Source organism: Rhizobium sp. ZPR4, assembly GCF_040215725.1.
Classification (GTDB): Bacteria; Pseudomonadota; Alphaproteobacteria; order Rhizobiales; family Rhizobiaceae; genus Rhizobium; species Rhizobium rhizogenes_D.
Genome location: NZ_CP157969.1, coordinates 388,083 through 414,290 on the forward strand (window position 1 = coordinate 388,083; position 26,208 = coordinate 414,290).

The 26,208-nt window shown below is 57.4% G+C and carries 29 protein-coding genes and 1 pseudogene; 15 read left to right on the forward strand and 15 right to left on the reverse strand.

Annotated elements, in window-relative coordinates; translation table 11 throughout:
• Window positions 1–23: 23 nt before the first annotated feature.
• Window positions 24–674, reverse strand: coding sequence for a UdgX family uracil-DNA binding protein (locus ABOK31_RS29640; RefSeq protein ID WP_349962506.1), 651 nt, complete (start codon window positions 672–674; stop codon window positions 24–26).
• A 145-nt stretch (window positions 675–819) separates the two neighbouring features.
• Here ABOK31_RS29640 and ABOK31_RS29645 point away from each other — a divergent pair, with 145 nt between their 5' ends.
• On the forward strand, window positions 820–1,173 hold the full coding sequence (locus ABOK31_RS29645; protein WP_174173403.1) for a hypothetical protein: 354 nt from the start codon (window positions 820–822) through the stop codon (window positions 1,171–1,173).
• Between the two features lie 122 nt (window positions 1,174–1,295).
• Complete coding sequence (locus ABOK31_RS29650; protein WP_349962508.1) at window positions 1,296–1,790, forward strand: ferritin-like domain-containing protein; 495 nt, start codon at window positions 1,296–1,298, stop codon at window positions 1,788–1,790.
• 32 nt (window positions 1,791–1,822) lie between these two features.
• On the opposite strand, the gene ABOK31_RS29655 is transcribed toward ABOK31_RS29650, so the two are convergent.
• Entirely contained in the window at window positions 1,823–2,020 is a 198-nt protein-coding gene (locus tag ABOK31_RS29655; RefSeq protein WP_349962510.1) for a hypothetical protein, read from the reverse strand.
• Complete coding sequence (locus tag ABOK31_RS29660) at window positions 2,017–2,292, reverse strand: DUF982 domain-containing protein (RefSeq protein ID WP_349962512.1); 276 nt, start codon at window positions 2,290–2,292, stop codon at window positions 2,017–2,019. The genes ABOK31_RS29655 and ABOK31_RS29660 overlap by 4 nt, the downstream gene beginning before the upstream one ends.
• A 293-nt stretch (window positions 2,293–2,585) precedes the next feature.
• Between ABOK31_RS29660 and ABOK31_RS29665 the strand changes: the two genes are divergently transcribed.
• Entirely contained in the window at window positions 2,586–2,978 is a 393-nt protein-coding gene (locus ABOK31_RS29665) for a response regulator (RefSeq protein WP_349962514.1), read from the forward strand.
• A gap of 46 nt (window positions 2,979–3,024) precedes the next feature.
• On the opposite strand, the gene ABOK31_RS29670 is transcribed toward ABOK31_RS29665, so the two are convergent.
• Both ABOK31_RS29670 and ABOK31_RS29675 read right to left on the reverse strand, forming a co-directional pair.
• Window positions 3,025–3,609, reverse strand: coding sequence for a sigma-70 family RNA polymerase sigma factor (locus ABOK31_RS29670; protein WP_349962515.1), 585 nt, complete (start codon window positions 3,607–3,609; stop codon window positions 3,025–3,027).
• 227 nt (window positions 3,610–3,836) lie between these two features.
• Complete coding sequence (locus tag ABOK31_RS29675; protein ID WP_349962517.1) at window positions 3,837–4,394, reverse strand: NADH-quinone oxidoreductase subunit B; 558 nt, start codon at window positions 4,392–4,394, stop codon at window positions 3,837–3,839.
• Between the two features lie 174 nt (window positions 4,395–4,568).
• Between ABOK31_RS29675 and ABOK31_RS29680 the strand changes: the two genes are divergently transcribed.
• The 3 genes from ABOK31_RS29680 (at window position 4,569) to ABOK31_RS29690 (ending at window position 6,729) form a co-directional block, all read left to right on the forward strand.
• Window positions 4,569–4,889, forward strand: coding sequence for an oxidoreductase (locus ABOK31_RS29680; RefSeq protein WP_349962519.1), 321 nt, complete (start codon window positions 4,569–4,571; stop codon window positions 4,887–4,889).
• A gap of 60 nt (window positions 4,890–4,949) precedes the next feature.
• Window positions 4,950–5,159, forward strand: a complete 210-nt coding sequence (locus ABOK31_RS29685) for a hypothetical protein (RefSeq protein WP_174173410.1) — start codon at window positions 4,950–4,952, stop codon at window positions 5,157–5,159.
• 199 nt (window positions 5,160–5,358) lie between these two features.
• Window positions 5,359–6,729 carry an MFS transporter gene (locus ABOK31_RS29690; protein WP_349962521.1) on the forward strand — a complete coding sequence of 457 codons (1,371 nt, stop codon included), beginning with the start codon at window positions 5,359–5,361 and terminating at the stop codon, window positions 6,727–6,729.
• Window positions 6,730–6,777: 48 nt separating this feature from the next.
• On the opposite strand, the gene ABOK31_RS29695 is transcribed toward ABOK31_RS29690, so the two are convergent.
• A complete protein-coding gene (locus ABOK31_RS29695; RefSeq protein ID WP_349962816.1) occupies window positions 6,778–7,152 on the reverse strand; it encodes a hypothetical protein in 375 nt (124 codons plus the stop codon).
• A gap of 490 nt (window positions 7,153–7,642) precedes the next feature.
• Between ABOK31_RS29695 and ABOK31_RS29700 the strand changes: the two are divergent.
• Window positions 7,643–8,361: pseudogene (locus ABOK31_RS29700) on the forward strand (IS6 family transposase).
• Window positions 8,362–8,520: 159 nt separating this feature from the next.
• Here ABOK31_RS29700 and ABOK31_RS29705 read toward each other — a convergent pair.
• Window positions 8,521–9,330, reverse strand: coding sequence for an oxidoreductase (locus ABOK31_RS29705; protein WP_349962522.1), 810 nt, complete (start codon window positions 9,328–9,330; stop codon window positions 8,521–8,523).
• 389 nt (window positions 9,331–9,719) lie between these two features.
• Here ABOK31_RS29705 and ABOK31_RS29710 point away from each other — a divergent pair, with 389 nt between their 5' ends.
• Window positions 9,720–10,166: a PaaI family thioesterase gene (locus ABOK31_RS29710; RefSeq protein WP_349962524.1), complete on the forward strand. Its 447-nt coding sequence runs from the start codon at window positions 9,720–9,722 to the stop codon at window positions 10,164–10,166.
• Window positions 10,167–10,280: 114 nt separating this feature from the next.
• On the opposite strand, the gene ABOK31_RS29715 is transcribed toward ABOK31_RS29710, so the two are convergent.
• From ABOK31_RS29715 to ABOK31_RS29725, 3 genes are read right to left on the reverse strand one after another with little or no spacing between them, the layout of a single operon-like run.
• Window positions 10,281–11,102 (reverse strand): TetR/AcrR family transcriptional regulator, encoded by an 822-nt coding sequence (locus ABOK31_RS29715; RefSeq protein WP_349962525.1) that lies wholly within the window; start codon window positions 11,100–11,102, stop codon window positions 10,281–10,283.
• Window positions 11,065–14,175, reverse strand: a complete 3,111-nt coding sequence (locus ABOK31_RS29720) for an efflux RND transporter permease subunit (protein ID WP_349962527.1) — start codon at window positions 14,173–14,175, stop codon at window positions 11,065–11,067. Before ABOK31_RS29720 ends, ABOK31_RS29715 begins: the two co-directional genes overlap by 38 nt.
• A complete protein-coding gene (locus ABOK31_RS29725) occupies window positions 14,172–15,293 on the reverse strand; it encodes an efflux RND transporter periplasmic adaptor subunit (protein ID WP_349962529.1) in 1,122 nt (373 codons plus the stop codon). The genes ABOK31_RS29720 and ABOK31_RS29725 overlap by 4 nt, the downstream gene beginning before the upstream one ends.
• Before the next feature lie 99 nt (window positions 15,294–15,392).
• Here ABOK31_RS29725 and ABOK31_RS29730 point away from each other — a divergent pair, with 99 nt between their 5' ends.
• The 5 genes from ABOK31_RS29730 to ABOK31_RS29750 all read left to right on the forward strand — a co-directional run bounded on the left by ABOK31_RS29730 (window position 15,393) and on the right by ABOK31_RS29750 (window position 20,777).
• On the forward strand, window positions 15,393–15,980 hold the full coding sequence (locus ABOK31_RS29730) for a TetR/AcrR family transcriptional regulator (RefSeq protein ID WP_349962531.1): 588 nt from the start codon (window positions 15,393–15,395) through the stop codon (window positions 15,978–15,980).
• A 182-nt stretch (window positions 15,981–16,162) separates the two neighbouring features.
• The gene (gene fabF / locus ABOK31_RS29735) at window positions 16,163–17,461 is read left to right on the forward strand and encodes a beta-ketoacyl-ACP synthase II (RefSeq protein WP_349962533.1); all 1,299 of its coding nucleotides are present in this window, start codon (window positions 16,163–16,165) and stop codon (window positions 17,459–17,461) included.
• A 62-nt stretch (window positions 17,462–17,523) separates the two neighbouring features.
• Window positions 17,524–18,528, forward strand: coding sequence for a cell division protein FtsZ (gene ftsZ / locus ABOK31_RS29740; RefSeq protein WP_349962818.1), 1,005 nt, complete (start codon window positions 17,524–17,526; stop codon window positions 18,526–18,528).
• 330 nt (window positions 18,529–18,858) lie between these two features.
• The gene (locus tag ABOK31_RS29745) at window positions 18,859–20,265 is read left to right on the forward strand and encodes an MATE family efflux transporter (RefSeq protein ID WP_349962820.1); all 1,407 of its coding nucleotides are present in this window, start codon (window positions 18,859–18,861) and stop codon (window positions 20,263–20,265) included.
• A 29-nt stretch (window positions 20,266–20,294) separates the two neighbouring features.
• Window positions 20,295–20,777: a hypothetical protein gene (locus ABOK31_RS29750; protein ID WP_349962535.1), complete on the forward strand. Its 483-nt coding sequence runs from the start codon at window positions 20,295–20,297 to the stop codon at window positions 20,775–20,777.
• A gap of 47 nt (window positions 20,778–20,824) precedes the next feature.
• Here ABOK31_RS29750 and ABOK31_RS29755 read toward each other — a convergent pair whose 3' ends face one another.
• Window positions 20,825–21,208, reverse strand: a complete 384-nt coding sequence (locus tag ABOK31_RS29755) for a helix-turn-helix domain-containing protein (RefSeq protein ID WP_349962537.1) — start codon at window positions 21,206–21,208, stop codon at window positions 20,825–20,827.
• Between the two features lie 136 nt (window positions 21,209–21,344).
• Between ABOK31_RS29755 and ABOK31_RS29760 the strand changes: the two genes are divergently transcribed.
• Window positions 21,345–22,079, forward strand: a complete 735-nt coding sequence (locus ABOK31_RS29760; protein WP_349962539.1) for an NAD(P)-binding domain-containing protein — start codon at window positions 21,345–21,347, stop codon at window positions 22,077–22,079.
• Between the two features lie 183 nt (window positions 22,080–22,262).
• On the opposite strand, the gene ABOK31_RS29765 is transcribed toward ABOK31_RS29760, so the two are convergent.
• From ABOK31_RS29765 to ABOK31_RS29775, 3 genes are all read right to left on the reverse strand, one after another.
• Window positions 22,263–22,553 (reverse strand): DUF1330 domain-containing protein, encoded by a 291-nt coding sequence (locus ABOK31_RS29765; RefSeq protein WP_349962541.1) that lies wholly within the window; start codon window positions 22,551–22,553, stop codon window positions 22,263–22,265.
• A 75-nt stretch (window positions 22,554–22,628) separates the two neighbouring features.
• Window positions 22,629–23,609 carry an enoyl-CoA hydratase-related protein gene (locus tag ABOK31_RS29770; RefSeq protein WP_349962542.1) on the reverse strand — a complete coding sequence of 327 codons (981 nt, stop codon included), beginning with the start codon at window positions 23,607–23,609 and terminating at the stop codon, window positions 22,629–22,631.
• A gap of 153 nt (window positions 23,610–23,762) precedes the next feature.
• Window positions 23,763–24,593, reverse strand: a complete 831-nt coding sequence (locus tag ABOK31_RS29775; protein ID WP_349962544.1) for an alpha/beta hydrolase — start codon at window positions 24,591–24,593, stop codon at window positions 23,763–23,765.
• A gap of 127 nt (window positions 24,594–24,720) precedes the next feature.
• Between ABOK31_RS29775 and ABOK31_RS29780 the strand changes: the two genes are divergently transcribed.
• The gene (locus ABOK31_RS29780) at window positions 24,721–25,311 is read left to right on the forward strand and encodes a TetR/AcrR family transcriptional regulator (RefSeq protein WP_349962545.1); all 591 of its coding nucleotides are present in this window, start codon (window positions 24,721–24,723) and stop codon (window positions 25,309–25,311) included.
• 249 nt (window positions 25,312–25,560) lie between these two features.
• On the opposite strand, the gene ABOK31_RS29785 is transcribed toward ABOK31_RS29780, so the two are convergent.
• On the reverse strand, window positions 25,561–26,202 hold the full coding sequence (locus ABOK31_RS29785) for an NAD(P)H-binding protein (RefSeq protein WP_349962547.1): 642 nt from the start codon (window positions 26,200–26,202) through the stop codon (window positions 25,561–25,563).
• Between the last annotated feature and the right edge of the window lie 6 nt (window positions 26,203–26,208).

Sequence of the window (26,208 nt, forward strand, 5' to 3'; positions counted from 1 at the left end):
TCCGATGGCCGGCAGAGAGGGTTTCAGTGGCGCAGAAAGCGCCGGATCTTTTTCAGATCCTGAACGAAGGCGAGTCGGTTCTTTTCCCTTTCGTCCACTTCCCTCATCCGCAAAAGCGCTGAGGGATGGATGGTGACGAGAACGTCGAACTTCGTAGACGGATGCAGGATACGGCCGCGGTCGCGCAGGACCCGCACCTTCGAGCCGAGCAGCGAGGATACGGCCGTTGCGCCGAGTGCGACCACCAGCTTCGGCTTCAGGAGTTCGAGTTCCGCGCCGAGCCACCAGGCGCAACGCTGCACTTCCCCGGCATTCGGCCTTGCGTGCAGGCGCTTCTTGCCGCGCATCTGGTACTTGAAATGCTTGACGGCGTTGGTGACGTAGCAACGCTCCCTATCCACGCCCGCCTCTTCAAGGCAGCGATCGAGTAACTGGCCTGCCGGGCCGACGAAAGGCCGGGCGGCATGATCTTCCTTGTCGCCGGGCTGCTCCCCAACCAACACGATGTCGGCCGTGTCGGGTCCCTCGCCAAAGACGAGATGAGTGGCGTTGCGATAAAGTTCGCATCGCTTGCATGATTGCGCATTCTCACGCAGCTCACCGAGTCTATCGGCATCTGCGTGTTCGTACGCTAGCGAAGGGCCTGCGCCCGTCGAAGGAAGGTTTTCGAGCATTGGGGGGCTCGCAATGGTTTCAGCATCTCCGACGATCAACTAACCGCCGTTCTGTTTGTTCCATGCATTGCAAGCTCGCGACTCGGGGAACTCACCACCTTGGCATTCGTTAGGGCAATAGGAACACCGAAAAGGAAAGATCGTGATGACCAGCGAAAGCAAACTCGGCTCCTTCGCGCTCAGCGCATTCTTCGACGACGAATATGATGCGGAGGCCGCCGCCCAGGCACTGATGGAGGCCGGCATCCCCAGGGATGCGATCACCATGACGCCAGGCAATCGACCAGATACCGCCCCAATCGATCACATCGGTTTTCTGGACGCCCTAACGGGCATGTTCTTCCATGAAGAACAGCGCGCAGCTTATGCGGCCGCTCTGGAACGCGGGGGAACGCTGGTGACCGTGCAAGAGATGAACGAGGCGCAGCATAATATCGCCCTGCCGATCCTGGCCGAAAAAGGCCAGATCGAACTCAACGAGAGGGAACGCAGCGGCTGATATCGGCAAGCATTCACGTTCGACGATCACGGAAAACCGGTGTGCCCCCGTTGTTCGGGAGGTTGCCGGGCAATGACCGCCAACCAATGGAGGATGCCATGGCACAGACTGAGATTCACGACATGTTCGTCATCGGCCTTCGCAATGCCTATGCGATGGAAAATCAGGCATTGGGGATAATGAGACCGCAACTGTCACGCCTGGAACATTATCCGGAGGTGGCGGCAAAGATTGAGCAGCATATCGACGAGACGGAAGATCAAATCAGCCGACTTGAGCACATCCTCAAGGATATGGACGCGAATTATCTCGACCTCAAGGACATGATCCTGTCCTACACCACGCCGACGACGGTGATGAGCTATACTGGCTCGGGCGACGCGGTATTGAAGGACGCATTTGGCGACTTCGCGTTCGAGAACTACGAGATCGCCACGTATAAATCGTTACTGACGATCGCCGATGCCGGAAATTTTGGCGAGGCAAAAAGCGCGCTGCAGGATAGCCTTGTCGAAGAGCAGGCCATGGCCAAATGGCTCGATGACAATCTACCGGCCGTCACGCGAAAGTTTCTGCTGATGTGGGAGCAAGACGCGCCACTCGCGCATCGAGCGTAGAATGCGTGCTGCACCCCGGCGATCGGACCCTGTTAGTCTGACGGATGGCCAGGCACGTGCTGATCGCTGCGGATCTTTTGCGCATCCATAAATCCATGCGCCCATTGATCGCAGCGATGATCATCCTTTGGAAATGGGTTGTGGTCACTGCTCGCTCCCTTTTCAAAGGCCTTCCGGCCGAGCTCGTAGGCGTCCTCTTCTGAAATCGCATCATCGTTGCTCGTCTTCACGACGGCCTCCTTCCCGGCATCAAGCGCGCGTCGAGGCAGGCAATCACAAAAGCGGCTCGCGATGCCTCGACGGGGATTTTGTGCGAAACCGCCGCAATGCATCTTTCTGTCGCACGCGCGTAGGAAGTACTCCGCTCGCAAGGCCATCGCCGTGACAGGAAATGGATCGCGTCCTCCGGCCCCTGGATCAGACAGTTGTCTCGACTGCTGGTCGCAAGGCAGACTGGCATCGACCAGAGCATTTTGAATTCCACATCAATCACATTATGCATCTGGCCCTCCCGTGTCGTGGATGCCCCTCTCCTGGGCTCGAACCATATGCGCTGCTGTTTGTTCCCGAAACCGACCCTGTCCGGGACTGCTTTCCAGGAATTATCGCATCAAATCTGGAAACCTTTGCCGACGGCATTTGTTCGTATCTGAGGGTAAGGATTTCCTCTCATTCCTGCTCACCTAAGGCCCCTCTTGATGAGCTTACAAAGCCAGCCGTTGCCGCACGCGAGCCATGGTTCACGTTCGGTTCACGCGCCGACGCCTATAAGCAGGGCTCAATCCGGATCGAGAAATGGACGGTTCAGCACCTCTCTTTTGTCAGATGTTTTCGGGGAAACGGCTCCTGGTGGCAGAGAGCGGTTACTTTCTAGCCGACGAGGTGCGCCAAAAACTGCGTGAGCTCGGGGCAATGATAGTTGGTCCAATCCATAATCTCGAATATGCGTCCGATCTCATCGAGGCGAATGACGTGGACGCGGCGATACTCGACCTGAATCTCGAGCCGGAACAGGTATTTCCCCTGGTTGAACGGCTCGACAGGCAAAAGATTCCCTATCTCTTCGCTCTTGGCGGAGAGCCAATCGATGCAAGCATGAAATTTACGGGTTTTGTATTATCCAAGAGGCCAGTCGCCCTCGAGCATATTGCCAAGGCACTGTTCGGCACCCCAGACAAGGATACCTAGCGCCGCGCATTGCGACGCAGTACAATGAGGAGAAGGGCGGGCCTCATCAATGCCTGTCTTCATCAAGGTGGGCTGCTAACTGCTGCCGAGCTCGACTGAGCCGGCTTTTTACCGTCCCGATCGCACAGCCAAATTTCTCGGCGGCAGCATCATAGGAGCGTCCTTCGATGACCACATATTCGAGCACGACGCGATAAGGCTCCGGCAGCAGATTACACGCCTCTTCCATTTCCTTGGCTCTTATGGTCCATTCCTGCGATGGCGGGGCCGCCCCAGCGCCGGAAACGCATTTCTTGATACCGGGAGCCTCGCGCTTGGCGATGCGGAATTTCGTACAGAACGTATTGCGCATGATCGTAAACAGCCAGGACTTCAGTCGAGTGCCCTGATCGAATTGATTGAGATTGGCCAGCGCCTTCGCAAGGGTTTCCTGGACCAGATCATCGGCGTCGTTGGCGTTTCTATGAAATGTGCGCGCGAATGCGCGAAGGGCCGGAATAAGCTCCACTATTTCGTTTTGCAGACCGGCTGTGCTCGGGCTATCGGTCACAACTTTTCTCCTTGAAAAACGCGCGCAACGACACTGCCCGCATTGATGCGCAATGCGTGGTTCGGCTGCCGCCAAACGCACTAGACCGACACCGGTGCCCTACGGGCGTCGGAGAGAGCCTTGATTGATTTTGATGTAAGCAGACTTGTTGTCAGCCATACCGATTGCGATGCCGGGATGCTTCCTAGCGATCTCGGGGTTTAGATGTTCTTTGCATCTCGTAAGGGAACGGCTGCACCCTGAGCTTGTTCCATGAAAACCTAAATAAGCATGGAAGCGTAACCAGAGTGAGATCTGCCAGTATTGGTCTATCGCTCGATCGTGCCGTTGCGGCGAATTTTGCGCTGGAGGAGGAAAATGCCATAAAGCAGCGCCTCGGCGGTTGGCGGACAGCCGGGCACATAGATATCGATGGGGATGATCCGATCGCAGCCACGCACCACCGAATAGGAATAGTGATAATAACCGCCGCCATTGGCGCATGAGCCCATCGAGATCACATAACGCGGCTCGGGCATCTGATCATAAACCTTGCGCAACGCCGGCGCCATCTTATTGCAAAGGGTGCCCGCGACGATCATCAGATCTGACTGCCGCGGACTGCCTCTCGGCGCGGCGCCAATACGTTCCACGTCATAGCGCGGCATGGACATCTGCATCATCTCGATGGCGCAGCAGGCAAGGCCGAACGTCATCCACATCAGCGAGCCGGTGCGCGCCCAACTGACGAACTCGTCCGTGCTTGTGACGAGAAAGCCCTTGTCTGCAAGTTCATTGTTGATCGTTCCCATGAACGAGTCCCCACCGGGGGCCTCGCCTGGATATTGAAAGTCGCTGATGACAGGACGATCCTTGTAAGAAGACATGGTTAGCTCTCTGATGGAAAAGACACCCAACTTGCGGGGGATCAGCTTGTTCCCGCAGGGGCATCTTTCGATACGGCTGATCCCTTCGAGAACAAAAATCCAAAAAGCTTGGAAACAACCGCTCCATTGCCGAGTTCGAAGACGGCAAACTGAAGAGAGGAATGTTTCGTGTTGATGAAAATGATCGCAGTCTGTGCCTTGTCGATCGGCATGACCACGGCCGTCATGGCGCAGCAGTCCGGCTCAGGCGGCACGGACACCGGCGGCTCCGGCAGCGGCCATGGTGCCGGTACGGGTTCGCAGAACGGCGGCACGTCCAACGGAAATGGCGGCACCACGAACAACGGCTCGACCGGTACGAACGGCGCCCCGAATTCCAACGGCCAGTCGCAGGATTGCAACGCCATGAAAACCGGTAAGAACACGACACAGGGCAATGGCATGCAGGGCAGTCAGTCGAGCGACAACACGACGAACAAAAACTGTCAACAATAACGAAACTTACACGGCTCTCGGGCCGTGTCGGCCTACACGGGCCAATCGAGGAGCACGGTCATGAAGAACAACGCACAGGAGCTTGCAAACGAATATCTTCGGCTCGGCGGGCACAGGCTTTTGGTCATGGACGACAATATCCTGTCGACTCAAAGCTGGGAGCAGGACTCACCCGAAGCCGAGACCTTCTGGAAACAGGAAATCGAGATATTGGCACCACGGCGACGCAACGAAGTCATGTCCTTCCTGCCGTCCATCAACGTTACCTAATTTGGGCGGGCGGGATCGGAGCGTCGTTATAATAATACGAAATCTCGACGATGATTGACCTCATCAATGCATGGATCTGCAGTTCAAGGCATTGGCTTTTCATGCCAATCGAGGATCGATGCAGGCTGTCCAAACACTTCGATACCTTCAAAGCGAAACCAATCAAACCGCCCTGCGTTTGCTTCCGAGAGGAAACGTCATGCAATCGCAGACACAGCACGATACGCCACACTCGAAGTTTTACCCCGCCTCCCTCACCGTTCTTTGCCTGGGCGTGATCGTTGCGCAAGTCGACACATCGGTTGTCAACCTGGCGGTTCAGCCGATCGGCAAGAGCCTTCAGGCTTCGGTGACACAATTGCAATGGGTCGTCGATGCCTACAACCTTGTCTACGCCGCCCTCCTCATCAGCGGCGGCCTACTTGCCGACCTTTACGGACGCCGCCTGATTTTCATGATCGGCTGCATCGTCTTCACAATCGCAAGCCTTGGATGCGCCTTGGCTTCAACGACCGCTATCCTGATCGGCGCCAGAGCGGTAACGGGCTTGGGTTCGGCCCTCCTGATACCAGCCTCGCTTTCGCTCATTCGAGTGATCTATCCTGACGAGCGGATTCGAGGCCGAGCGTTGGGTATCTGGGCCGGCTGCAATGGCATGTCGCTTGCCATCGGGCCAAGCCTTGGCGGGTATCTGATCCACAGTTTCGGATGGCGCGCTGTCTTCCTCGTCGTCGTCCCGATCGGTGTGATGGCCGCTATCGGTGCATTGCTTTGGGTTCCGGAAAGTGCGGACCGGGAGGGAAGAACCTTCGATGCGCCTGGGCAGTTGTTGGGCATAGTCTCCCTGGCAGGCATCACGCTTGCAGCAATTCAGTCCTCGCATTTTCCGGTCGTCTGGACCATCCTGCTGGCGCTTTGCGGCTTCGGTTTGCTGGCGCTCTTCGTTGTGGTGGAACGGCGCCTGGGTCAGCAAGCTCTCATGCCGGTATCGATGTTTTCCACTGGGCAGTTCAACGGTGCGATGGCCGGAACGGCCGCAATGACGTTCGGCATGTATGGGACTCTTTTTCTGTTCCCACTCGCGTCCCTCAGTCTGGGGCGGCTGGCTCCAACCGGGGTCGGACTGGCACTCCTGCCGATGGCGCTCAGTTTTGTGGCGATCGCACCTTTCTCCGGCTTGTTTTCAGAATATCTGGGAAAAAGGCACACTATTAGCATCGGGCTGGCGACAATAGGATTGGGGAACATAGCGCTCGGTATCGCGTTTGCCGACAGCCTGTTGATCGCCGAGGAATTCGGTTTGCTTCTGACCGGTATCGGAATGGGGATGGCGACCGGACCTCTTACCGCAGTTGCAGTTTCCAGCGTCGCCCGTGAACGCGCCGGAACAGCAAGCGCACTGATCAACGTCGCTCGCATGGTCGGCGCAACGATCGGCGTGGCAGCGCTTGGATCGGTCTACGCATTCCTCCGAGAACCCACCCTCGGCTTCATCATTGCCATGCTTTGCGGCGGTAGCATTCAGCTCTTTGGCAGCATCGCAACCTGGCGATATCTCAAGCGGGCGTGATGTCCGTCGATGGCGCAACGCCGCTTCGTAGCTTCCTCGACTCCGTGACTACTTTTCCGTTCGTTGCAAAAGAATACGCATCTCTTCGAACCGTCGCTTGCGGTCGGCATCGCTGTCATTAGGCGCATAACAGATGGTTGATATGCAGAACTTAGCAAGATTATGAGGTTTGTCGGGCTTGTCGAATTCGCATTCGAACGTGTCGGTCATTTCCGCAGGCGACGTTCCCTGACGAGTAGAATAGGCCATCCGCACACCAGGCGGCTTCAGTTCCGGAAAGGATTGGATGGCGCCAATTGTAAGGCTCTCCGACAGGAAGAAGTTTTTAGCCACGATTTTGCAGGTTGCTTCAAGATCGGCAGATTGCGCGAAAGCCGCCGTCGGCATCAACGCAAGGCCGAATAAAATGAGGGGTTTGATCACAGTGATCTCCTTCAACGGGATTCCAGACTGTTTCAGGACGCAAACAACAAAGAAAGGAATGCCGATCACGTTGCAAAGTTCCTCCAAACAGCCCGCTTGGAATGATCAAAAGTTGCACCCGGACGACAAAGTCAGCGGAAGTTTCGCTACAGGAGAGACTGCGCTGCAGAACGCTGGAAGCCCACGGCAGGCCTTCAGTCGCATGCCCATGCGACTGAAGGCCCAACGCCGGAACACGAGGCCTGTTATCTTGTTCGTCCTATAGCGGCGGAAACACGCCGCCCTCCGCTCAACAGCAAAAAGAGAGAAAATCATGAAGACGACGAACAGACTTGCCGCTCTGATGACGGCCCTTTCCATCAACGTTTCCTTCGCGGCTATTACACCGCAAGCGCGCAGGATACTCAAGTCATCCCCAAGGGCGGTACGACGCGCGACAGCAAGCCGTCGGCCGGCGATGTCACGTTGTTGATGGCTTAAGGGTTGGCGGATAGTTGGGCGGGATGAGCCAACCGACGATCAGTTACAAGAACCACCGTTTTCCACGTCAGATCATCGCTCATGCGGTCTGGCTGTATTTCCGGTTCCCCTTGAGCTTGCGGCTGGTCGAGGAAATGTTGTTGGAGCGCGGCATCGTCGTTTCTTATGAAACGATCCGGCGATGGGGTCGCAAATTCGGTGCGGCTTACGCGAAGCGGCTGCGCCGAAAGAAGCCGTCGCGAGAGGACATCTGGCATCTGGACGAGGTGGTGATCTCCATCGGCGGCCGGAAACATTGGCTTTGGCGCGCCGTTGACCAGGACGGCTATGTTCTCGACGAGATTGTCCAGACTCGTCGCGATACCAAGGCTGCCAAGCGATTGCTGCTTAGGCTGATGAAGAAACAGGGCCTTTCGCCGAAGCGCATCGTCACGGATAAACTGTGCTCGTACGGATCGGCAAGACGGGATATGATGCCCGGCGTCGAACATCGATCGCACAAAGGCCTGAACAATTGCGCTGAGAATTCTCACGTGCCCCCTTCGAAAACGAGAGCGGATAATGCAGCGATTTCGATTGGTCGGCGGCTTGCAACGTTTCATCGCGGTCTTTTCCGCAGTCAGAAATGTCTTCGTGCCGCCGCGTCAGCAACGCTCCGCTCTCGCCACCCACATTCATCGCATCCGCGCAATGGCGCAGTGGAAAGCCGTAACCGGCGCAACGGCGTAAGTTCGCTGACAGATGTCTCGTCTGGCTCCGGTAAAACAGCGTGACATCGCCTCGCAAACATATCAACGTCAGCCATTTGTCGCCGGCGAAGGTGCAGAGCGATGCGATGTCAGAGGTGAAAGATTTGGTAGCTTCAGCAAAAGCTTGGGGACGCGCCCGTCACTTGCCGAAGCCGAATGTCTTGCGCAAACTCTTATCGACCGCGTTCGCCGGCATGAATCTGCGCAAGCGGCTGAGAAGCGTCGCTTGACCGCCCGCCGGTTGACGCATGCGATACGGACCGTTGATGGCCGCTAGGATTTTTGCAGCTACCGCCTGCGGTGACGGTGCTGACTTGATCTGCGCCTGAACCGTCTCGATGGTCGCATAGGCCTGTGTTTCATAGACGCCCAAGGGGGCCTCCGTATGTGCCGCGTTGACGTCGAGCTTCGTGTTGGTGAAGGTGGGCTCGAGCAGCACGACCCTGACGTTGAACTCGCGGATTTCGTGGTCCAGCGACTCCGACAGCCCCTCAAGCGCATGCTTGCTGCTGGCATATAGTCCCATGAACGGTGCAGGCAGGAAGCCCAAAACCGAGCTGACATTGATGATGAGTCCACTCCGGAGAGCTCGCATGGATGGCAAAACGGCCCGGATCATGCGTAAAGGGCCGAATACGTTGGTATCGAATACCCTTTGGGCTTCCGCAGTTGAGGTGTTCTCGACGGGGCCGACCAGCGAAACGCCGGCATTGTTGATCAGAATGTCGATCTTACCTGCTTCGGACAGAACCCATTCCACAAAGTTCGTAACCGATGTGTCATCGTTGACGTCAACGGTTCCGAAGCGCACGCCGGGGATTGAATTGACACGGTTCGGGTTGCGTACGCCCCCGAACACCGTGAAGCCATTTTGTGCGAGAAGGCGCGCCGTGGCCTCGCCTATTCCGGATGATGCGCCGGTGATTACGACGACTTTCTGATTGGACATGCATGCTCCTGAGGTTTGCGCGAACGAGTGCAGGGAAGCTTTCAACGAGGCCCGATTTTTTGTTTTTTTGTCAGATCGGGGTTTCACATTTTGCTTTGCACAACATTCCGATTAGATTTCGATCGCAATCTAACTTGATTTTGGATGTCGATCAACATATAAATTGAGGCGCCGGCTGTTTTTGGGTGCATTTTCATTGAAGTGATGCGTTCGAGCGTGCCGGTTGCGGCTGCAACGGTCGGAGGTGCGCGTGCAGAGCCGTTGTTCGGTTGATTAATGACCGCCCCCGACATTGCAACATGCTTAGCGCCATCGCGTCGCATTGTGTTCGAGGCCGCTACGAGGTGGGCGCGCTATGATTGACGATCGAGCAAACGAGGAGAGGTTCCTTGCCTGGCACTACGCTGATGAATGGTTTCGAGTTTGTGACCGGCCTTTCACAGGGAACCCTCCCTCGACCGCCGATGGCGGATCTGTTGCCGTTCACACTTCTTCCGCCGGACGAAGGTCACGTTGAGCTTCTCGCCAGACCGGAGGCGCGTTTTCTCAATATGATGAATACCGTCCACGGCGGATGGATCATGACGATGCTCGACACTGCCATGTCGCTTGCCGCGCAAACTACCTTGGCATCCGGTGAGGTTTGCCCTTCGCAAGAAACCTCGGCTAAATTTGTACGTCCAATTTCTGCCGACTGCGGCGAATTGAGGATCACCGGAAAGGTGATCTCTCGCGGTCGGACAGTCATCACTTTGGACGGCAGGATCGAGAACCCGCAAGGCAAGCTCTATGCGCACGGCACGTCGACCTGCCTGATCGTTCGACCCGGAACGTGATGTTCGTGTAGCTGGTTTCGGAACTGACTTGCGATTTGGCGGCAGCAAGCGGCAGGCCGAAGCCCGCTACTTGAATCCTTTCACGTATAGCGAATCAGGATCCATGGGACGAGCCTAGGCGGTTAGCCCTTCCTCCGAAGCCTCGGCACGCCGCCAATCCGATGTGCCGAGAGCTCGCATGATGAAGCGGATTTGCGCATGCACTGCATCCGCCATGTCCTCCCCCTCCTGAACGCGCTGCTCAAGCAAAACCGGATGGAAGAACGGCAGGAATGCGGTGATCACTCCACGGGTAGCATGGTCGGCATCGTCCACCCGGAACTCACCCGTTTGCAGACCCTGGCGGATAATCGCTTCCGTGATTGCCCGGATGCGCTCACCATGTGCATTCATCGTTCCCCAATTTTCGCTGGCAGCAGCGACAAGCAGCTCGTGAATGGGTCTTTCTTCCATCAGCGTCATTCTGCTATGCCGATGAAGGATGTTCAAAAGCTCAGCGAGCTTTTTGCTCGCCGGCGCGTCCGCTCGTGCGACGACAAAGGCAGTTTCAGCAACCTCTTTGATGATACGCCCACAGACAGAACTGTCGATCGCCGCCCTCGTGGGAAAGAAGCGATAGACGTTCGCTCGGCTTGTACCCAGGTCGGACGCGATATCCGCAACGGTCGTCTTGCGATGGCCGATACGGCGAATGTGTCTTTCCGCAACATCCAGGATGCGGTCACGTCCTTGCGCCAAGGTTGCTTCATCCAAAGCTGAGGAATAAGGCCCTTGTTCCTGAAATTCCGGTTCCTGTCGATCAGGCCCCCAACCGGCATCCCGGACCATCGATGCTGAACGGTTCGTTTTGTCCTTCGCGTTAGCGGCGGTCGCGTCAGTACACATCCTAAACATGATGTCACTCCGCGGCCATAGCGCGTTGCAGTTCCGGAGCATTTTGCTCCGTATGATGTGTTGCTCCCTCAGTCGGCTTGATGCGGAACCAGGTGGCATAGAGAGCGGGAAGGAACAGCAGGATCATGACCGTCCCGACCGCCGTGCCGCCAATCAGCGTGTAGGCCATCGACCCCCAGAATACCGAGTGGGTGAGAGGGATGAAGGCAAGGACGGCCGCGAGTGCCGTCAGCATGACGGGACGTGTCCGCTGCACCGTCGCCTCGATGACGGCGTGATAGTCGTCGAGACCGGCCGCCTGGTTTTCCTTGATCTGCTCGGTCAGGATCAAGGTGTTGCGCATGAGAATTCCCGCAAGCCCGATCAGCCCGAGAATGGCATTGAAGCCGAACGGCTGATGGAAGATCAGCAAGACCGGAACAACACCAGCAAGCCCGAGTGGTCCCGTCAGCATCACCATGGTCATCGTCGACAAGCTGCGGACCTGCAGGACAATGACGATCAGCATAGCGGCAATCATCGCCGGGAAGATCTGGACGAGGGCAACGTTGGCCTTCAAGGATTCCTCGATGTTTCCGCCCATCTCGATACGATATCCGGCCGGAAGCGAGCCGATCAGCGGCTGAAGCGCCTTCAGAATCTGTTGCGAGACTTCCGGAGGCTGTGTCGCCTCGTTGATGTCCGAGCGGACTGTAATGACAGGCGTTCGATCACGCCTTTTTAGGATCGGCTCTTCAAACCGGATTTCGGAATGACCGATCTGATCGAGTGGAACCTGTCTGCCATCCCGGCTCATCAGCGAGAAGTCTGCCAGTCGTGACGGATCAAGCCTGTTTTCGCCGGCACTGCGCGCGATGACGGGCACAGTGCGAATATTCTCGCGAACCTGCGTGATCGGAATGCCGCTCAACAGCAACTGCATCTGCTGGGCTGCCTCCGCCGGCGAAAGGCCGATCAGGTTCAGCCGGTCCTGATCAGGAACGAAGCGCAGCACTGGCGTGCGGTTGCCCCAATCGCGATTGGCCTGACGGACGTCCGGCACGCCCTTCATGATCTCGAGGGCTTTCTCGGATATCTCATACAATTTCTTGGGATCAGGTCCCATGACGCGAAACTCGACCGGGAATGGTGTGTAGGGACCGAATACGAGCTGGGTGACACGCACATAGGCTTCAGGAGCGAGCCCCTCCGAAACTGCGGCGCGGAGGCGCTGCTTCAGCGCTTCGCGCGTCTCGGCGTCCGGCGTCAGCACGACGATCTTGGCAAAGGACGGGTCCGGCAATTCCGGCGCCATCGCGAAAAAGAAGCGAGGAGCGCCCTGCCCTATATAGCTCGTGACGGTCTTTGCCTCGGGCTGCTTCTGCAGCCATCCTTCGAGCTTCTCGACTGTCGCCGTGGTCGTCTCGATACTGGTGCCCTCGGGTAAGCGGACCTCCACCAATACTTCGGGACGGTCCGATGTCGGGAAGAACTGTTGCTTGACCGCTCCCATGCCAACGACGGACACACCCATAGCGATGCCGACCACCGCGCAGGTGACGAACTTGTGTCGCACCGCAAATGCGATCATCCCACGAAGGCGGCGATAGTTCGGCGTGTCGTAGATGGCATGATGGCCACCATCGATCGGCTTGATCGCCGGCAGCATCTTCACTCCGAGGTAGGGTGTGAAGACCACGGCGACGATCCAGGAGACAATGAGGGCAAAGCCCACCACCCAGAAGATGTTGCCGGCATATTCGCCGGCGGTCGAACGGGCGAAGCCGACCGGCATCAGCCCGATGATCGTCACCAGCGTACCGGACAGCATGGGGGCAGCGGTATGGCTCCACGCATAGGCGGCCGCCTTGATGCGGTCCATCCCTTCTTCCATCTTCACCACCATCACCTCGATGGCGATGATGGCATCGTCGACCAGAAGACCGAGCGCCAGGATGAGCGCGCCGAGTGTGATACGGTCGAAAAATCTGCCAGTCTCCAACATGATGAGGAAGACAACCGCAAGTGTGAGGGGCACAGCCAGAGCGACGACGATACCAACGCGCCAGCCGAGGCTGATGAGGCTCACAAACAGCACGACGCCGAGAGCCATGGCGAATTTCAGCATGAACTCGCCGACGGCTTCCTGGATGTTGACGGCCTGGTCGCTGACCTTGGCGAGCGTCATGCCGAGTGGCAAGGTCCGTGCGATCGCGCCGGATCTTTCTTCCAGCGCTTTGCCGAGCTCCAGGCCGTTCCAGCCCTGCTGCATCACCACGCCAAGCATAATGGCCGGTTCGCCATTGTGACGGATGAGATAGGTGGCCGGATCTTCATACCCGCGGCGAATCTCTGCAAAATCCGAGAGCTTGAGCGTGCGTCCGCCCGCGACGATCGGCGTGTCGGCGATAGCCTGGATGCTGTCGTAAGCACCATTAAAACGAATGAACACCTGCGGGCCGCGCGTATCGATCGACCCCGCCGGCGTCACGGTATTCTGCCGCTGCAAAGCGGCCGCGATATCCTGTGCCGAAATTCCGAGCGTGGCCAGTTTGGCAAAGGAGAATTCAACAAAGATCTGTTCGGGCCGTTCTCCGAGAATGTTGATCTTCTTTACGCCGGGCACATGCAGAAGGTCCTGCCGGATCACCTCTGCCTGACGCACAAGGTCGCGCATCGGCATGCCCTTGGCCTTTAGAGCATAGAGACCGAAGCTAACGTCGGAATATTCGTCGTTGACAAAGGGACCAAGAACGCCCTGGGGCAGGTCTGGCGCCTCGTCTCCAAGCTTCTTTCGTGCCTGATAGAACTCCTCCTCCACCGCTGTGGGCGGTGTACTGTCCTTCAGCGTGACGGTCAGAAAAGCGTATCCCGGCCGCGTGGTCGTCTCGACGCGGTCATACCATGTGAGCTCCTGGAGGCGCTTCTCAAGAGGCTCGGCGACAAGATCCTGCATCTCGCGCGCTGTCGCGCCCGGCCACACGGCTGTCACGGTCAGTGTCTTGATGGTGAACGAGGGGTCCTCCGCCCGTCCCAGCTTGGCGAAGGCATAGACGCCGGCTGCGGCAAGCAGGACGATGAAGAACAGCGTAACGGCTCTCTCGCGAACCGCGAGCGCGGATAGATTGAAGTTCATTGGTTGGCCGCCTCTGCTTGTTCTGTCGTGGTCCGGACGCTGGCGCCGTCCTGCAGGAGATGCGCTCCAAGAGCGACAATGGGCTCGCCTGCCTTGAGGCTGGAAACCACCGCGACCTCCTCACCCATCTTCTCGACCTTCACCTGGCGGAAGTGGACGGTCGATGTTTTTTCGTCAAAGATCCACACTCCAGTTCGGCTGCCGTCGTCAAAAACAGCGCCGACTGGCACCACCGCATGCGCCTGGCCGGTATCGTTGGAGATTTTGATGGTGACTGTCGCGCCGAGCGGGGCCGAGGCTGCGGCGCCATCCAGAACCCAGCGTGCTTCATAGGTGCGGGTTTGCGGATCGGCGGCATCCGAGATCTGCCGGAGCCGCGCCTTGTCTTGCCGGCTCTCGCTTCCATAGATGCTCGCCTCGGCCTCGTCCCCAATCTGCGGCCGAATGGATTCCGGTAGCCAGACCAGTGCCTCACGAGGCCCGGCCTGGGCGAGCCGGATGACTGTCTGCCCAGCCGCGACAACTTGGCCCGGCTCCCCAAGCGTTTCGACGACGGTGCCATCGGTATCGGCGATCAGCAGTGAGTAAGTCGCCGCGTTTTCGGCGACCCTGGCATCGGCTTCCGCTGCCGCGAGTTGCGCGGTTGCTGTGTCCAACGCAGCCTTTGCTTGCTCGTAACGCTGCGGAGAAGCGGCCGCCAACCCGTTTTTCACCAAGGCGGCGTAGCGTCTCTCGTCAGCTTGCGCCTGGGTCAAGACGGCTTGAGCCGCCGCGACCGCGTTGCGTTTCGCGGTAAGCGCCAGATTAAGATCGGTCTCGTCAATGCGCATCAAGGGCTGACCCGCCTTGACCTGCTGGCCAACGTCAACGTAGCGCTCAATGATCTTGCCGGGCACCCGAAATCCCAGATTACTTTGCACACGGGCGGCAATCGTACCGGTGAAGGTGCGCACAGTGGTATCTGGCCTCTTTGCATCCACCACACTGACGAGCGGCGGCACGACGCGGGGGTCTGCGGCTTGCGCTCTTCCTTCCGAAGATTCGGCAAGGAGAACGAACGCCGTGGCGCCAGCGGCCACCAATATGCCCACAGAGGCGAGGAGAATTTTGCGGTTCATGTCATTTGACCCTTGTTGACGGGTACAGCGGTTAATTTAGATTGCGATCTAACTCTAAATATGTTATAGATGTCAAGTGAAATCTAAATGGAGATCGATATGAGAGTCAGTCGGGCTCAGGCAGAGGCAAATCGCGAAGCAGTGATCAACGCGGCAAGCCGGCTCTTCCGGGAGCATGGATTCGATGGGATTGGGCTGAAAGACCTGATGAAGGGCGCCGGCCTCACCCAGGGCGCGTTCTACAAGCAATTCGCGTCGAAGGACGATCTTGCCGCCCTTGCATCGAGGCGGGCACTGGAAAGCGCCACGAGACGATGGTCGACCGCAGCCGCGGACGCCTCCGATCCGCTGGAAGCTGTCATGGCATTCTATCTCTCCAAGGATCACAAAGGAGAGAAGGCAGAGGGTTGCCCCCTTGTGGCGCTGGGAGCGGATGCTGCTCGGCAAAGCAGAGAGGTCAGGCGTCCGTTTGAGGATGGCATTCGAGCTCACTTCGAGGTGTTGGACGAACTGATGGGTGACGCCGACAGCGCAAGTCCCAGCGATAAGGCGATGGCGATACTGTCTTTGATGGTGGGTGCCGTTACGTTATCCCGCATCATCGAGGACGAGAGCCTGTCGCAAGGCGTGCTCGACGCAGCCAGTGGCGAAGTCAGGCGCATTGCGCATCGCGACGATGTTGCCTGAGAGCCATGTCGGGCTCCAGGCCCCCGACGCTGACATGGGCCGAGATGTGGCTGCCGCTTGTGCAGGATGAGAGCGTCTTAGGTCTTTGAGTAAGCTGCATGTTTGGAGAGCAGGCCCTGACCCATTGTCGGTCGAGACGCCGATTGCATGCCTATTTTAATGCGAATACAGGTGGAAAGCAGATGCGTCGCATCGTTGTCACAGGTATGGGAGCTGTCAGCCCCCTTGGAGCAAATGTCGATATTTCCTGGTCACGCCTTCTCGCGGGCCAAAGCGGTATTCGGCGACTGGGTGACGATGTGGTCGGAGACCTGCCCGCGAAAATAGGAGGCGTGGTCCCCTCACTGGACGAAGACCCTGAAGGAGGCTTCGATCCGGATACGATCATGCCGCCAAAGGATCAACGCAAGGTCGACCGGTTCATCATTTTCGCGCTGGCAGCCGCAGAAGAGGCGCTAACGCAAGCGAACTGGAAGCCGGCGTCGAATGAAGACAGGCTCAGAACAGCGACGATCATCGCGTCCGGCATCGGTGGCTTTCCGGCAATAACCGAGGCCGTCCGCACCGTCGATCAACGCGGGGTGCGCCGCCTCTCGCCCTTCACGATTCCGTCCTTTCTCGTCAATCTCGCAGCCGGGCAAGTCTCAATCCGCCATGGCTTCAAAGGCCCTCTCGGCGCGCCTGTGACGGCATGCGCTGCCGGCGTTCAGGCTATCGGCGATGCCGCCAGGCTTATTCGATCCAATGAAGCCGACATTGCCATATGCGGCGGAACGGAAGCCTGCATGAACATCGTCAGTCTGGGCGGTTTCGCCGCAGCGAGATCGCTGTCGACCGGTTTCAACGAAACGCCGAACAAGGCGTCGCGTCCTTTCGACACGTCGCGTGACGGCTTCGTTATGGGCGAAGGAGCGGGCATACTCGTGATCGAAGCACTGAGCCACGCTCTTGCTCGCGGCGCCACCCCGATTGCCGAACTTGTCGGATACGGCACGACAGCCGACGCCCACCACATCACCTCCGGTCCCGAGGACGGAAGCGGGGCGCGCAGGGCAATGGAGCTTGCCATCGCGCAAGCCGGCGTGGCCCCTCATGACGTCGGTCACCTGAACGCACATGCCACCTCGACACCGGTGGGAGATCTCGGAGAAATCAGGGCTATCAAGGGTCTATTCGGCAACGGAAATTCTGTCGCCGTCAGCGGAACGAAGTCGGCAACAGGACACCTGCTTGGCGCGGCCGGAGGCCTGGAAGCCATCTTCACGATTTTGGCGCTCAAGAACCAGGTCGCGCCACCGACCCTGAATTTGAATACACCGGATTCGGAGGCGAACGGCATCGATTTCGTCGCAAACGAAGCGCGCCGCGTGGACACTGAATACGCGATATCCAACGGCTTCGGTTTTGGAGGGGTCAATGCCAGCGCACTTTTTCGACGCTGGCCGACGGAAAGCAGTCGCCGGACACCCTCCAGCGGGTGATGGTTCATCACCACCTTCGCAGCATCATCAAACCTTTATCTTTGCCCAGGAGCTGGCCTTCCATGAAACCAACGGAGGTTACTATCCAGAACATAACACACCTCAAGCCCAGGATCGCCGTCATTGGCGTCGGTGGCGGCGGAGGTAATGCTGTCAACAATATGATCACACAGAATCTGGTCGGGGTAGAATTCACCGTTGCAAACACCGATGCCCAGGCTCTGTCGACGTCAAAGGCACCGCGGCTTATCCAGCTTGGCCTGGCGGTCACCGAAGGGCTTGGCGCCGGATCTCTGGCCGAGATCGGACAGGCGGCAGCGGAAGAATCGATCGACGAGATTATGGACCACCTGGCCGGAACGCACATGTGTTTTGTCACCGCGGGCATGGGAGGCGGCACTGGAACAGGCGCAGCGCCCGTCATCGCTCGGGCCACGCGGAAGGCGGGCATACTGACGGTCGGTGTCGTCACCATGCCATTCGCCTTCGAGGGTACACATCGAATGCGGACGGCACGGCAGGGGATCGAGCGTCTCAGCGAAAGCACCGACACGGTGATCGTAATTCCCAATCAGAACCTTTTCCGGATAGCCGATGCCAAGACAACCTTCGCCGACGCCTTTGAAATGGCCGATCGCGTTCTTCACGCGGGCGTCAGCTCCGTTGTCGATCTGATCGTCAAAGAAGGGTTGATCAATCTGGATTTCGCTGACGTAAGGTCGGTGATGCGCGATATGGGTCGAGCGGTGATGGGCACGGGCGAAGCGGCGGGGGACAGCCGCGCCAGAGTTGCTGCAGAGGCAGCGATTGCCAATCCGCTTTTCGATGACACGTCGGTCAGAGGAGCGAGGGGACTACTCGTCTCCATCTCCGGCGGGCCGGATATGACGCTTTTTGACGTCGACGAAGCAGCCACACGCGTCCGCGAGGAGGTCGACGCTGACGCAAACATCGTCGTCGGCGCGACTTTTAACGAAACACTTGAAGGGCGACTGAGGGTTTCTGTCGTTGCAACCGGGTTGCGGCAACCGGCAGAAGTGATCTCTCTTTCTGAACGGAGGGCATGACGCTCTTGATATCGCCGGGATGAAGCCGGAAGTCGTGTAGCATCCGGCTTTATTGCATTCGGTCATTGCAAGCGGAAGCTAAATTGTAAGGCCCGACTTTCGATCATTGCTATTGCCGAAGGTTCCAAATCAGACCTTTCGCCGGATCCGAATAACGCGCCGAATTTTTAGATTGCGCCCGAACTCTATATGTGATTTTGATGTCAATCATAATCTATTCTCTCATCCCGGGAATACAAATCATCCGCCGCTGAGCGATATCATGATGGCTAAGCGTGGCCTAGCTCGACATCGGGTGTCAAATTTCGCTAAGGACCAGCCGTGACCAACATGCGCAGCCCGAAAGACACTCCTGCCCTGAAAGTCTTGCCGAGAGCGCCCCTCGGCGTTCTGGATGGCCCGATCACCTCCACGTTGCTCAGGTTGGCATTGCCCACAATGGTGGTTCTTATAGTCCAGACCTTTGTCGGAATTGCAGAAACCTACTTCATCAGCTTTCTTGGCACGGAGGCCTTAGCAGGTGTTACCCTTGTCTTTCCGGTGCTCATGCTGATGCAGATGATGGCGAATGGCGGGATTGGAGGAGGAGTTTCTTCGGCCGTTGCGCGCGCCCTCGGGGCCAATCGCCAAGCCGATGCGGATGCGATTGTCTGGCATTCAATTGTCCTCGCCACGGTTCTTGGAGCCGTCCTCTCAGTCATTGCAATCCTGTTTGGACCGATGCTTTATCGGTCGATGGGCGGGACGGGAGCGACCCTTAAGGCCGCGCTTACCTATTCAGGAATGGTGTTCATAGGCTCCATTCCGATCTGGATCACTGCTCTGCTTCCGGCTGCCCTGCGCGGCGCAGGGAACGTGAATATTCCGGCGCTCGTGATCATCTCTGGCGCCGTTCTTCTGTTCGCCCTGTCGCCAGCTTTGATTTTCGGCTGGGGAACATTTCCGAAGCTCGGCGTTGCAGGCGGCGGTGCGGCAATCTTGATATATTACATCGTCGCAGCATTGGTGCTTTCGCTTTACCTGCGCTCGTCGGGTAGCCCGCTAAAGCTCAGGATCGTTCCACTGCAAGGTCGATTGTTCGCAGATATATTGGGCGTCGGCCTCCCATCCGCTGTTGGCACTGTTCAGGTCAATCTCACGGTCACTTTCGTGACGGCCGCCGTCGGCCACTTCGGCGCTGACGCTATCGCGGGGTTCGGCATTGCGTCGCGCCTTGATTATCTGCAGATCCCTATCATCTTCGGCCTTGGAACCGCCATCGTCACCATGGTCGGCATCAATATCGGAGCCAACCAGATCGAACGGGCGCGCCGCGTGACATGGGTTGGCGCAGCTATTGCTTTTGGCATCACGCAGACCATTGGCATTGTGGCCGCTCTGTTTCCAACGAAATGGATGAGCTTGTTCACATCCGACCCGCATGTACAGGAAATGGGTACCCTCTATCTACGAACGGTGGCTCCAGCCTATGGCGCAGTTGGATTAGGACTGGCACTCTATTTCGCCAGCCAGGGAGCAAAACGCGTGCGTCTCCCGGTCCTCGCGGGAACCGTAAGAATGATTGTGGCCGCTTTTGTCGGATGGGCTTCCGTTATCTGGTTTGGAGCAAGCCTCTCTTCCCTTTTCCAGATCGTGGCAGTTGCGGCCATCGCATACGGAGTGCTCACGGCCATTGCCGTGTTGCCGCGTCGGATGTTTTTCCGCGGCATGAAACTCGACAGTCAAACTGCGGTGTAGAGGCATGAAAGCACCCCTGAAGCATGTGATTGCGGCCATCGCACGAGCATCCACCACCGGCCCTATCCGGCTTTTTTGAAGATCGCACCAAGACAGATGGAATTTCGCCGCTGAGAACCTGCCGCCAACACATGCCACAGCAGTCAGCAAATTTGCCGGTGCTGCTGCGCCTGCGACAGGGAAACCGCTATATCGTCGCGGTTCAAACCACTGAGCGCACTGTCACATCGAAACTGTTCTGGAACGAGCTACAGGCACTGGCGGCAACAGGAATACCCAGTGAATTTTGGCCTTGCGTCAGGACCGAAGTGCTCGCGATGGTTCACAACGACGACCTGCCGCCAGGAGCACTTCTATTTGCCAGGAAAAATAGGCGCGGATATATCCTCAGCGTTGTAGCGTGGCTCGCAAACGGTATCGACCCTGTGATTTATGCATCGGTCGAAGAAGCTATTACGGCCTTGCATGCGAAAGGTGCCCCGAAGAAAGCCGGGGCAATCGCGCCTCGATAACTGCCCGGAAGACTACATCATCAGAAAGGTCCTGGCCATTACGCTGCTCACGCCGGATCTTGCCGCGTCGAGGCTCGCGCGTCACGGCGCATGAAGGCCCAGTCGATCAGTTCCGCCATTGATGGACCCAAGGCAATTCCCATCTCGCTCAGAGCGTACTCGACCCTAGGCGGAACCTGCGGATAAACCGTTCTCGTAACGATGCCATCTTTTTCGAGCTCTTTCAGTTGCTGAATGAGCATCTTCTGGTTCACGCCTTCAACGCGCTTTTCCAGTTCCGAGAAGCGAAGCGGCCCCTTTGCGCCGAAAAGCTGGCAGATGATGACGATCTTCCATTTTCCTTCGAGTACCTGCAGAGCGTCACGCGTCGCCGCAGCCCATATCAATTGCTGCTTGGGGTCGTCACAGCGCCAGTCTCGTTCGACAGCCATACTTACCTCTTGGTATGTTACCCACTTTTTAGTCGGTTCTTGCGGGGTATGGTAGCTACACCTATCATTCGGAGCAAGGCAAGTCCCCGCTCCTTTGGGATGGCTCGTCCCTGAGTTCTTAATGCAAGGAAACGACATGAAAATCGGAATCATCGGCGCAGGCAACATCGGCGCAACCCTGGCTCGCAAGCTGTCCGCAGCGGGTCATGAAATCAAGCTTGCGAACTCCAAGGGGCCTGAATCACTTCGTGAACTTGCTTTAGAGGCGGAAGCGACAGCCACAACCAAGGAAGAAGCAGTAAGGGACGTGGACGTCGTCATTCTTTCAGTGCCGTTCTCAGCCTATCGCGATCTTCGCCACCTGTTCGACAATGTTCCCGAGGATATCATCGTCGTAGACACATCCAATTATTACCCGTTCCGCGATGGAATGATCTCGGAGGTAGACAACGGCAAGGCAGAGGCAGTGTGGGTCAGCGAACAAATCAACCGAACTGTCATCAAGGCTTGGAATGCGGCACTTGCTACGACCCTTGCGGAAAAAGGAGTGGCGCGGTCCCAAACACAACGTATCGCCCTTCCGGTTGCAGGTGATGATCCCAAAAGCAAACTCGTCGTCATGAAGCTGGTCGAGGAAACGGGCTTCGATGCATTCGATGCCGGTTCGCTCACATCATCCTGGCGCCAACAGCCAGGTACACCTGCCTACTGCACTGAGTTGACGGCCGATCAGTTGGAATCAGCGCTCAAACGGGCTGATCAAGCTCGCGCGGCTCGCGACCGCGAAACGTTGATCACGGGTTTCATGGAGGCCGGCGGAAGCTTGACCCATGACGCCATTGTTGCTCGAAACCGCGCCGTCACTGCTTGAGGCACCAGCACCCCAGACCCGGAACCTGCCTTCGTTCACAGTGCGCACAATGGCGGGTAGATGCGAATTTGGGACTTAGTCGACTGGTAAGCTGCGAATGGGCTTCAGCCGATTGCTACGGCACCCCACATGGCCTTTCCCGAAAACGACCATTTCTGGCGAGCGCTCGGATGCTAAGTCTTCCTAGCCTGCATCAACAATGAACATGCGCGCTTCTTGCGCCTCGCCCCGTTCAATCTTGATCGGAGCGTATTCCGCCGACTGGTAGAACGCCAGGGCGTCGGAGACGGTCGCGAACTCGAAGATGCCGGCCATTGGTAATGGTTCGATGTTCCCCTCCAGGACCTGGACCACCGGACCAAAGTGAACAATACGACCGCCCGCAGCTTCCAGCGCCGCCCGGAAGCGCGGTGCCAGTGCGGCCTGCTTGGCCGCATCTTTGATGCGCAGATTGACGTGTACATACGCTGTCATGGAATGCTCCTCAATGGGAAGGAATAATGTTGCATTTCTCGCGCCCCTGTCACATCCGAGAAATGCATGTTCGGATCAGTTGCCATGGAAGACGGGCGGACGGCCTTCCGCTTGCGCGGCCAATCCTTCGATGAAGTCTTCGGTGCGATAGAGTGCGGCATATTGACCGCCAAGCTTCGAAAACGCTTCGGCATCACCAGAATCGACAGCAAAGTGTGCTGACGCGAGGGTCGTCGTCACGCCGAGCGGCGCACATGCTGAAATCTTATTGGCAATCTCAATCGCGCGATCAAAGGCATCTTGGGCCGTCTCGACGATCTCTTGCAGGGTACCCATCCGATACGCGTCTTCGGCAGTCCAATGATCTCCGGTGAGCATGTATCGCATCGCATTGCCCCAGCCGGCTTCGTGCACGAAGCGCACAGTCGATCCGCCACCAGGGAAGCGACCATGTGCGTTTTCATCCTGTCCGAAGTTGGTATCGGCCGCGGCGACCCGGAGGTCGGCAGAAAGAAACAGTTCGTGGGCCAAATTCCAAGTGTCACCATGAACTGCCGCAATCAACGGCTTTCTGCGCAGTGCTGGGCCGTAGTTAAGGGGATTCACGATGCGGGTCAGGCCCGCAAGGGGACCTCCGCTGTTAGCGACGGCCTTATATGCCTCGACATCGATGCCGCGTGAAAATCGCTCACCGTGGCCAAACAAGACCGCCGCTCGTAGCGACGGATCGTGATCATAACCGTAAAGCGCTTTCGCTAACGCCCGAAAGGTTTCTGGATCGATGCGATTTTCAGCGGCGGGGCGATTGAGACCAAGCAGCGCCACTTGGCCGCGGCGTTCGATCGTCAATTTGGTGCCAGATCCGACGCCGACCTCCTCGAGTGTCGTAGTCGTTTGTGCCTGCTGCATAACCTCAGTCGCTTGCGCGAATTGATCACGCTGGGCCGATTCTGCGCCAATGGCAGCGGTGGCCGCGGCGGTCACTGGGATGACGGCAGCTATCGTCGCCGTCGCCTTGATGAGATCGCGACGTCCGATGACAGGTTTGTTCTTCATTCGTTGACTCTCCGAGTTTGACCCTTCAAGCTCATTGGACGGCAGTGGAGGCTTCTTTGCTGCACACTGCTGACGAGGATGACCAAAAACATTGGCAGATACGAATAAGCGCTTGGTCAGTTCACTTGATTTTCCCTTGCTGACGCAAGCCCGTTAATGAAGGAACTCAAGAACCTGCTGCACGAACAGCTTGTGGTGCTGGAAGATGGCGCCATGACCTGTGCTCGGGAAAATGCTTACCCGTGCATTGGGCAGACGTTTTGCGAGCTCGAAAGAGTTCACGGTAGGCACCATGATGTCCTCGTCTCCGTTTGCGATGAAGACCGGATGCTTGATGGTGCTAAGATCGGTTGCTTCACTTGCCCCCCAATTGTCGATGGCAGCGATCTGCGCACCGATCGTCTCATTTCGGGCGGGTACATCGCGATGTTCCGTGCGCTCGTCCAGGCGTGCCAGGAATGAGTCGCCAGCAGCCTGCCCCTCGGCCGACTCGGTGAAAAACAGAAAGTGCTTAGGGTGCTTCCCCGTCTCTCCAGCCTTCTGGAAGGCATTTTGAATCAGAGCCCCAACACCCGATATGCCCTCCCCTCCAGCCGGGCCTGTTCCAGCAAGAATGATCTTGCGAACAAGATCAGGTTCGCGTTGGACGAAGGCCTGAGCAACGAAACCTCCAAGCGAAAAGCCTAAGAGGTCAATCTTCGCTAGCCCCAGCGCGTTCACAAAAGCAACAGCGTCCAGCGCCATCTCCTCGACAGTTGCGGGCGCATCGCCATCAGTTCCGCCCACGCCACGGTTATCGAAAAGAATAACGGGATGGCCGGCAGCAATTCCGTCAATCAACCGCGGATCCCAGTCATCCATAACGCCAGTCAGGTGATGAAGGAAAAGAACGGGCACACCGTCCGTCGGGCCAAGCGTGCGGTAAGCAAACTTAGTTCCGTTTACGTCAATTTCCTTGGTTTCAGCGGTCATAAAGGTCGTCATGGGTAGAACCTTTTTTTTCAAAACACATCGTTGCCAGCGGAATGCTGACTTTAAATAACGATCGTTATATAACGATCGTTATGCTATCTGGGCGCAATAGATGTCAAGGCGTGAATTGGGGCGACTAATGAGATATCCACCCGACCAGAAGGCGAAGGCGCGGGCCGCGATGGTGGCGGCTGGAGCAAAAGCTCTCCGACAGAAGGGATTTAATGGGATTGGAGTCGATGGACTTGCGTCTGCAGCAGGTGTGACATCGGGCGCCTTCTACTCGAACTTCGCCAACAAGGAGGCACTTTTAAAGGACATCATCGGGACTTGTCTTGGAGAGCCATTTGTCACTGCGGAGGGAACGGTTCTCGAACGGAGAGAGAAGCTAAAAGAATGGCTGGCCTTGTATTTCAGCGTTGGTCATCGAGACAATCCAGAAACTGGATGTGTAATGCCCACTCTGAGCGCAGATGTCGCCCGCGCGAACAAGGATGTTCGTGTCACCTATACAGGGCGAATCAAGGTCCTGGTGACAAAAATCGCCGAAGTCTTGGAAGGTGAAACTAACGACCGCGAACGGAAGGCGTGGAACATAATCGCTTTGATGATCGGTTCAGTTTCCACTGCGCGCGCTATGTCCGACCAAGAATGTGCAGAAGCCGTTCTTAATTTTGGCTTGGTGTCGGCAATGGCTCAAATCGGCGAGCCAAACCGAAGTCGTTTATAAGATGCACGAACTCATTGGGTCACTCCATTTCCTTCCGACGACTGCCTTACCCCAGCCGCCGTCATCGACGGCTCTGCCTTCTTCGCGCTTGTCGAGCTCTTCAGCTATTTGCAGAAATAGAAATGACAATCATCGGCATCACCGACGCAGCAATGCTGTCCATCATAGTGGGGTTTGGCAGTGCCCTCAGCTCGGCTTCGCAATTTTTTGGTTGAAATTAGCACGAGCCGCAAGTCAGTTCTCAGGAGATCAAATCTTGCGCGAACTGATACCGGGCGCTTGGTGCACGAAATCACCCTGCGAGACTTGATCCAGCATGAAGATTGCAAGGTCCTCGCGATTGACCGTCCACGAATGCTTCGTGTGGCCATATAGACCGATGTTGACATGCCTGGAGGCCGGACTGCTCTTCAAGACGGCCGCGCGGACCATGGTCCAATCCAGATTTGAGTACCGTATCGCCTTCGCCAGCCCAATGATGTCATCATAGGTACTGCGCATTGCGTATTTGATCACCATGGCGGGAAGCCAGATCTTCCAATCGGAACCATCCCTCGGATCGACGGCGGTACCGGTGGAAACGGCGATCAGTCGCGTTATGTCCTCCTGCCTCATGGCGGAAATGATCGCTTCTGTCGCACGAGTGATGGGGAGATCCTTGGGATGCGGAACGGATGTCGGTCCCAGGGCGGAGAGCACGGCATCAGAGCCACGAATGGCATCTCGCAGGAGCGCAGTATCGGACAAGTCCCCTCGAACTACCCGCACTCTTGGCTCCTCGAACGGAGTTGCCGAGCGAGCGAAGACGGTAACATCGAGACCACGCTTCAATGCCTCACCGATGAGATACTTGCCAGTTTTACCGGTGGCTCCGAATAGGGTGATTTTCATGGGTTC

Coding starts and splice junctions, on each gene's coding strand:
- ABOK31_RS29640 (WP_349962506.1), bottom strand. CDS start 674: ATGCTCGAAAACCTTCCTTCGACGGGCGCAGGCCCTTCGCTAGCGTAC.
- ABOK31_RS29645 (WP_174173403.1), top strand. CDS start 820: ATGACCAGCGAAAGCAAACTCGGCTCCTTCGCGCTCAGCGCATTCTTC.
- ABOK31_RS29650 (WP_349962508.1), top strand. CDS start 1,296: ATGTTCGTCATCGGCCTTCGCAATGCCTATGCGATGGAAAATCAGGCA.
- ABOK31_RS29660 (WP_349962512.1), bottom strand. CDS start 2,292: ATGCATAATGTGATTGATGTGGAATTCAAAATGCTCTGGTCGATGCCA.
- ABOK31_RS29665 (WP_349962514.1), top strand. CDS start 2,586: ATGGACGGTTCAGCACCTCTCTTTTGTCAGATGTTTTCGGGGAAACGG.
- ABOK31_RS29675 (WP_349962517.1), bottom strand. CDS start 4,394: ATGTCTTCTTACAAGGATCGTCCTGTCATCAGCGACTTTCAATATCCA.
- ABOK31_RS29680 (WP_349962519.1), top strand. CDS start 4,569: ATGAAAATGATCGCAGTCTGTGCCTTGTCGATCGGCATGACCACGGCC.
- ABOK31_RS29685 (WP_174173410.1), top strand. CDS start 4,950: ATGAAGAACAACGCACAGGAGCTTGCAAACGAATATCTTCGGCTCGGC.
- ABOK31_RS29690 (WP_349962521.1), top strand. CDS start 5,359: ATGCAATCGCAGACACAGCACGATACGCCACACTCGAAGTTTTACCCC.
- ABOK31_RS29705 (WP_349962522.1), bottom strand. CDS start 9,330: ATGTCCAATCAGAAAGTCGTCGTAATCACCGGCGCATCATCCGGAATA.
- ABOK31_RS29715 (WP_349962525.1), bottom strand. CDS start 11,102: ATGCTCCGGAACTGCAACGCGCTATGGCCGCGGAGTGACATCATGTTT.
- ABOK31_RS29720 (WP_349962527.1), bottom strand. CDS start 14,175: ATGAACTTCAATCTATCCGCGCTCGCGGTTCGCGAGAGAGCCGTTACG.
- ABOK31_RS29725 (WP_349962529.1), bottom strand. CDS start 15,293: ATGAACCGCAAAATTCTCCTCGCCTCTGTGGGCATATTGGTGGCCGCT.
- ABOK31_RS29730 (WP_349962531.1), top strand. CDS start 15,393: ATGAGAGTCAGTCGGGCTCAGGCAGAGGCAAATCGCGAAGCAGTGATC.
- fabF (WP_349962533.1), top strand. CDS start 16,163: ATGCGTCGCATCGTTGTCACAGGTATGGGAGCTGTCAGCCCCCTTGGA.
- ftsZ (WP_349962818.1), top strand. CDS start 17,524: ATGAAACCAACGGAGGTTACTATCCAGAACATAACACACCTCAAGCCC.
- ABOK31_RS29745 (WP_349962820.1), top strand. CDS start 18,859: ATGCGCAGCCCGAAAGACACTCCTGCCCTGAAAGTCTTGCCGAGAGCG.
- ABOK31_RS29755 (WP_349962537.1), bottom strand. CDS start 21,208: ATGGCTGTCGAACGAGACTGGCGCTGTGACGACCCCAAGCAGCAATTG.
- ABOK31_RS29760 (WP_349962539.1), top strand. CDS start 21,345: ATGAAAATCGGAATCATCGGCGCAGGCAACATCGGCGCAACCCTGGCT.
- ABOK31_RS29765 (WP_349962541.1), bottom strand. CDS start 22,553: ATGACAGCGTATGTACACGTCAATCTGCGCATCAAAGATGCGGCCAAG.
- ABOK31_RS29770 (WP_349962542.1), bottom strand. CDS start 23,609: ATGAAGAACAAACCTGTCATCGGACGTCGCGATCTCATCAAGGCGACG.
- ABOK31_RS29775 (WP_349962544.1), bottom strand. CDS start 24,593: ATGACGACCTTTATGACCGCTGAAACCAAGGAAATTGACGTAAACGGA.
- ABOK31_RS29780 (WP_349962545.1), top strand. CDS start 24,721: ATGAGATATCCACCCGACCAGAAGGCGAAGGCGCGGGCCGCGATGGTG.
- ABOK31_RS29785 (WP_349962547.1), bottom strand. CDS start 26,202: ATGAAAATCACCCTATTCGGAGCCACCGGTAAAACTGGCAAGTATCTC.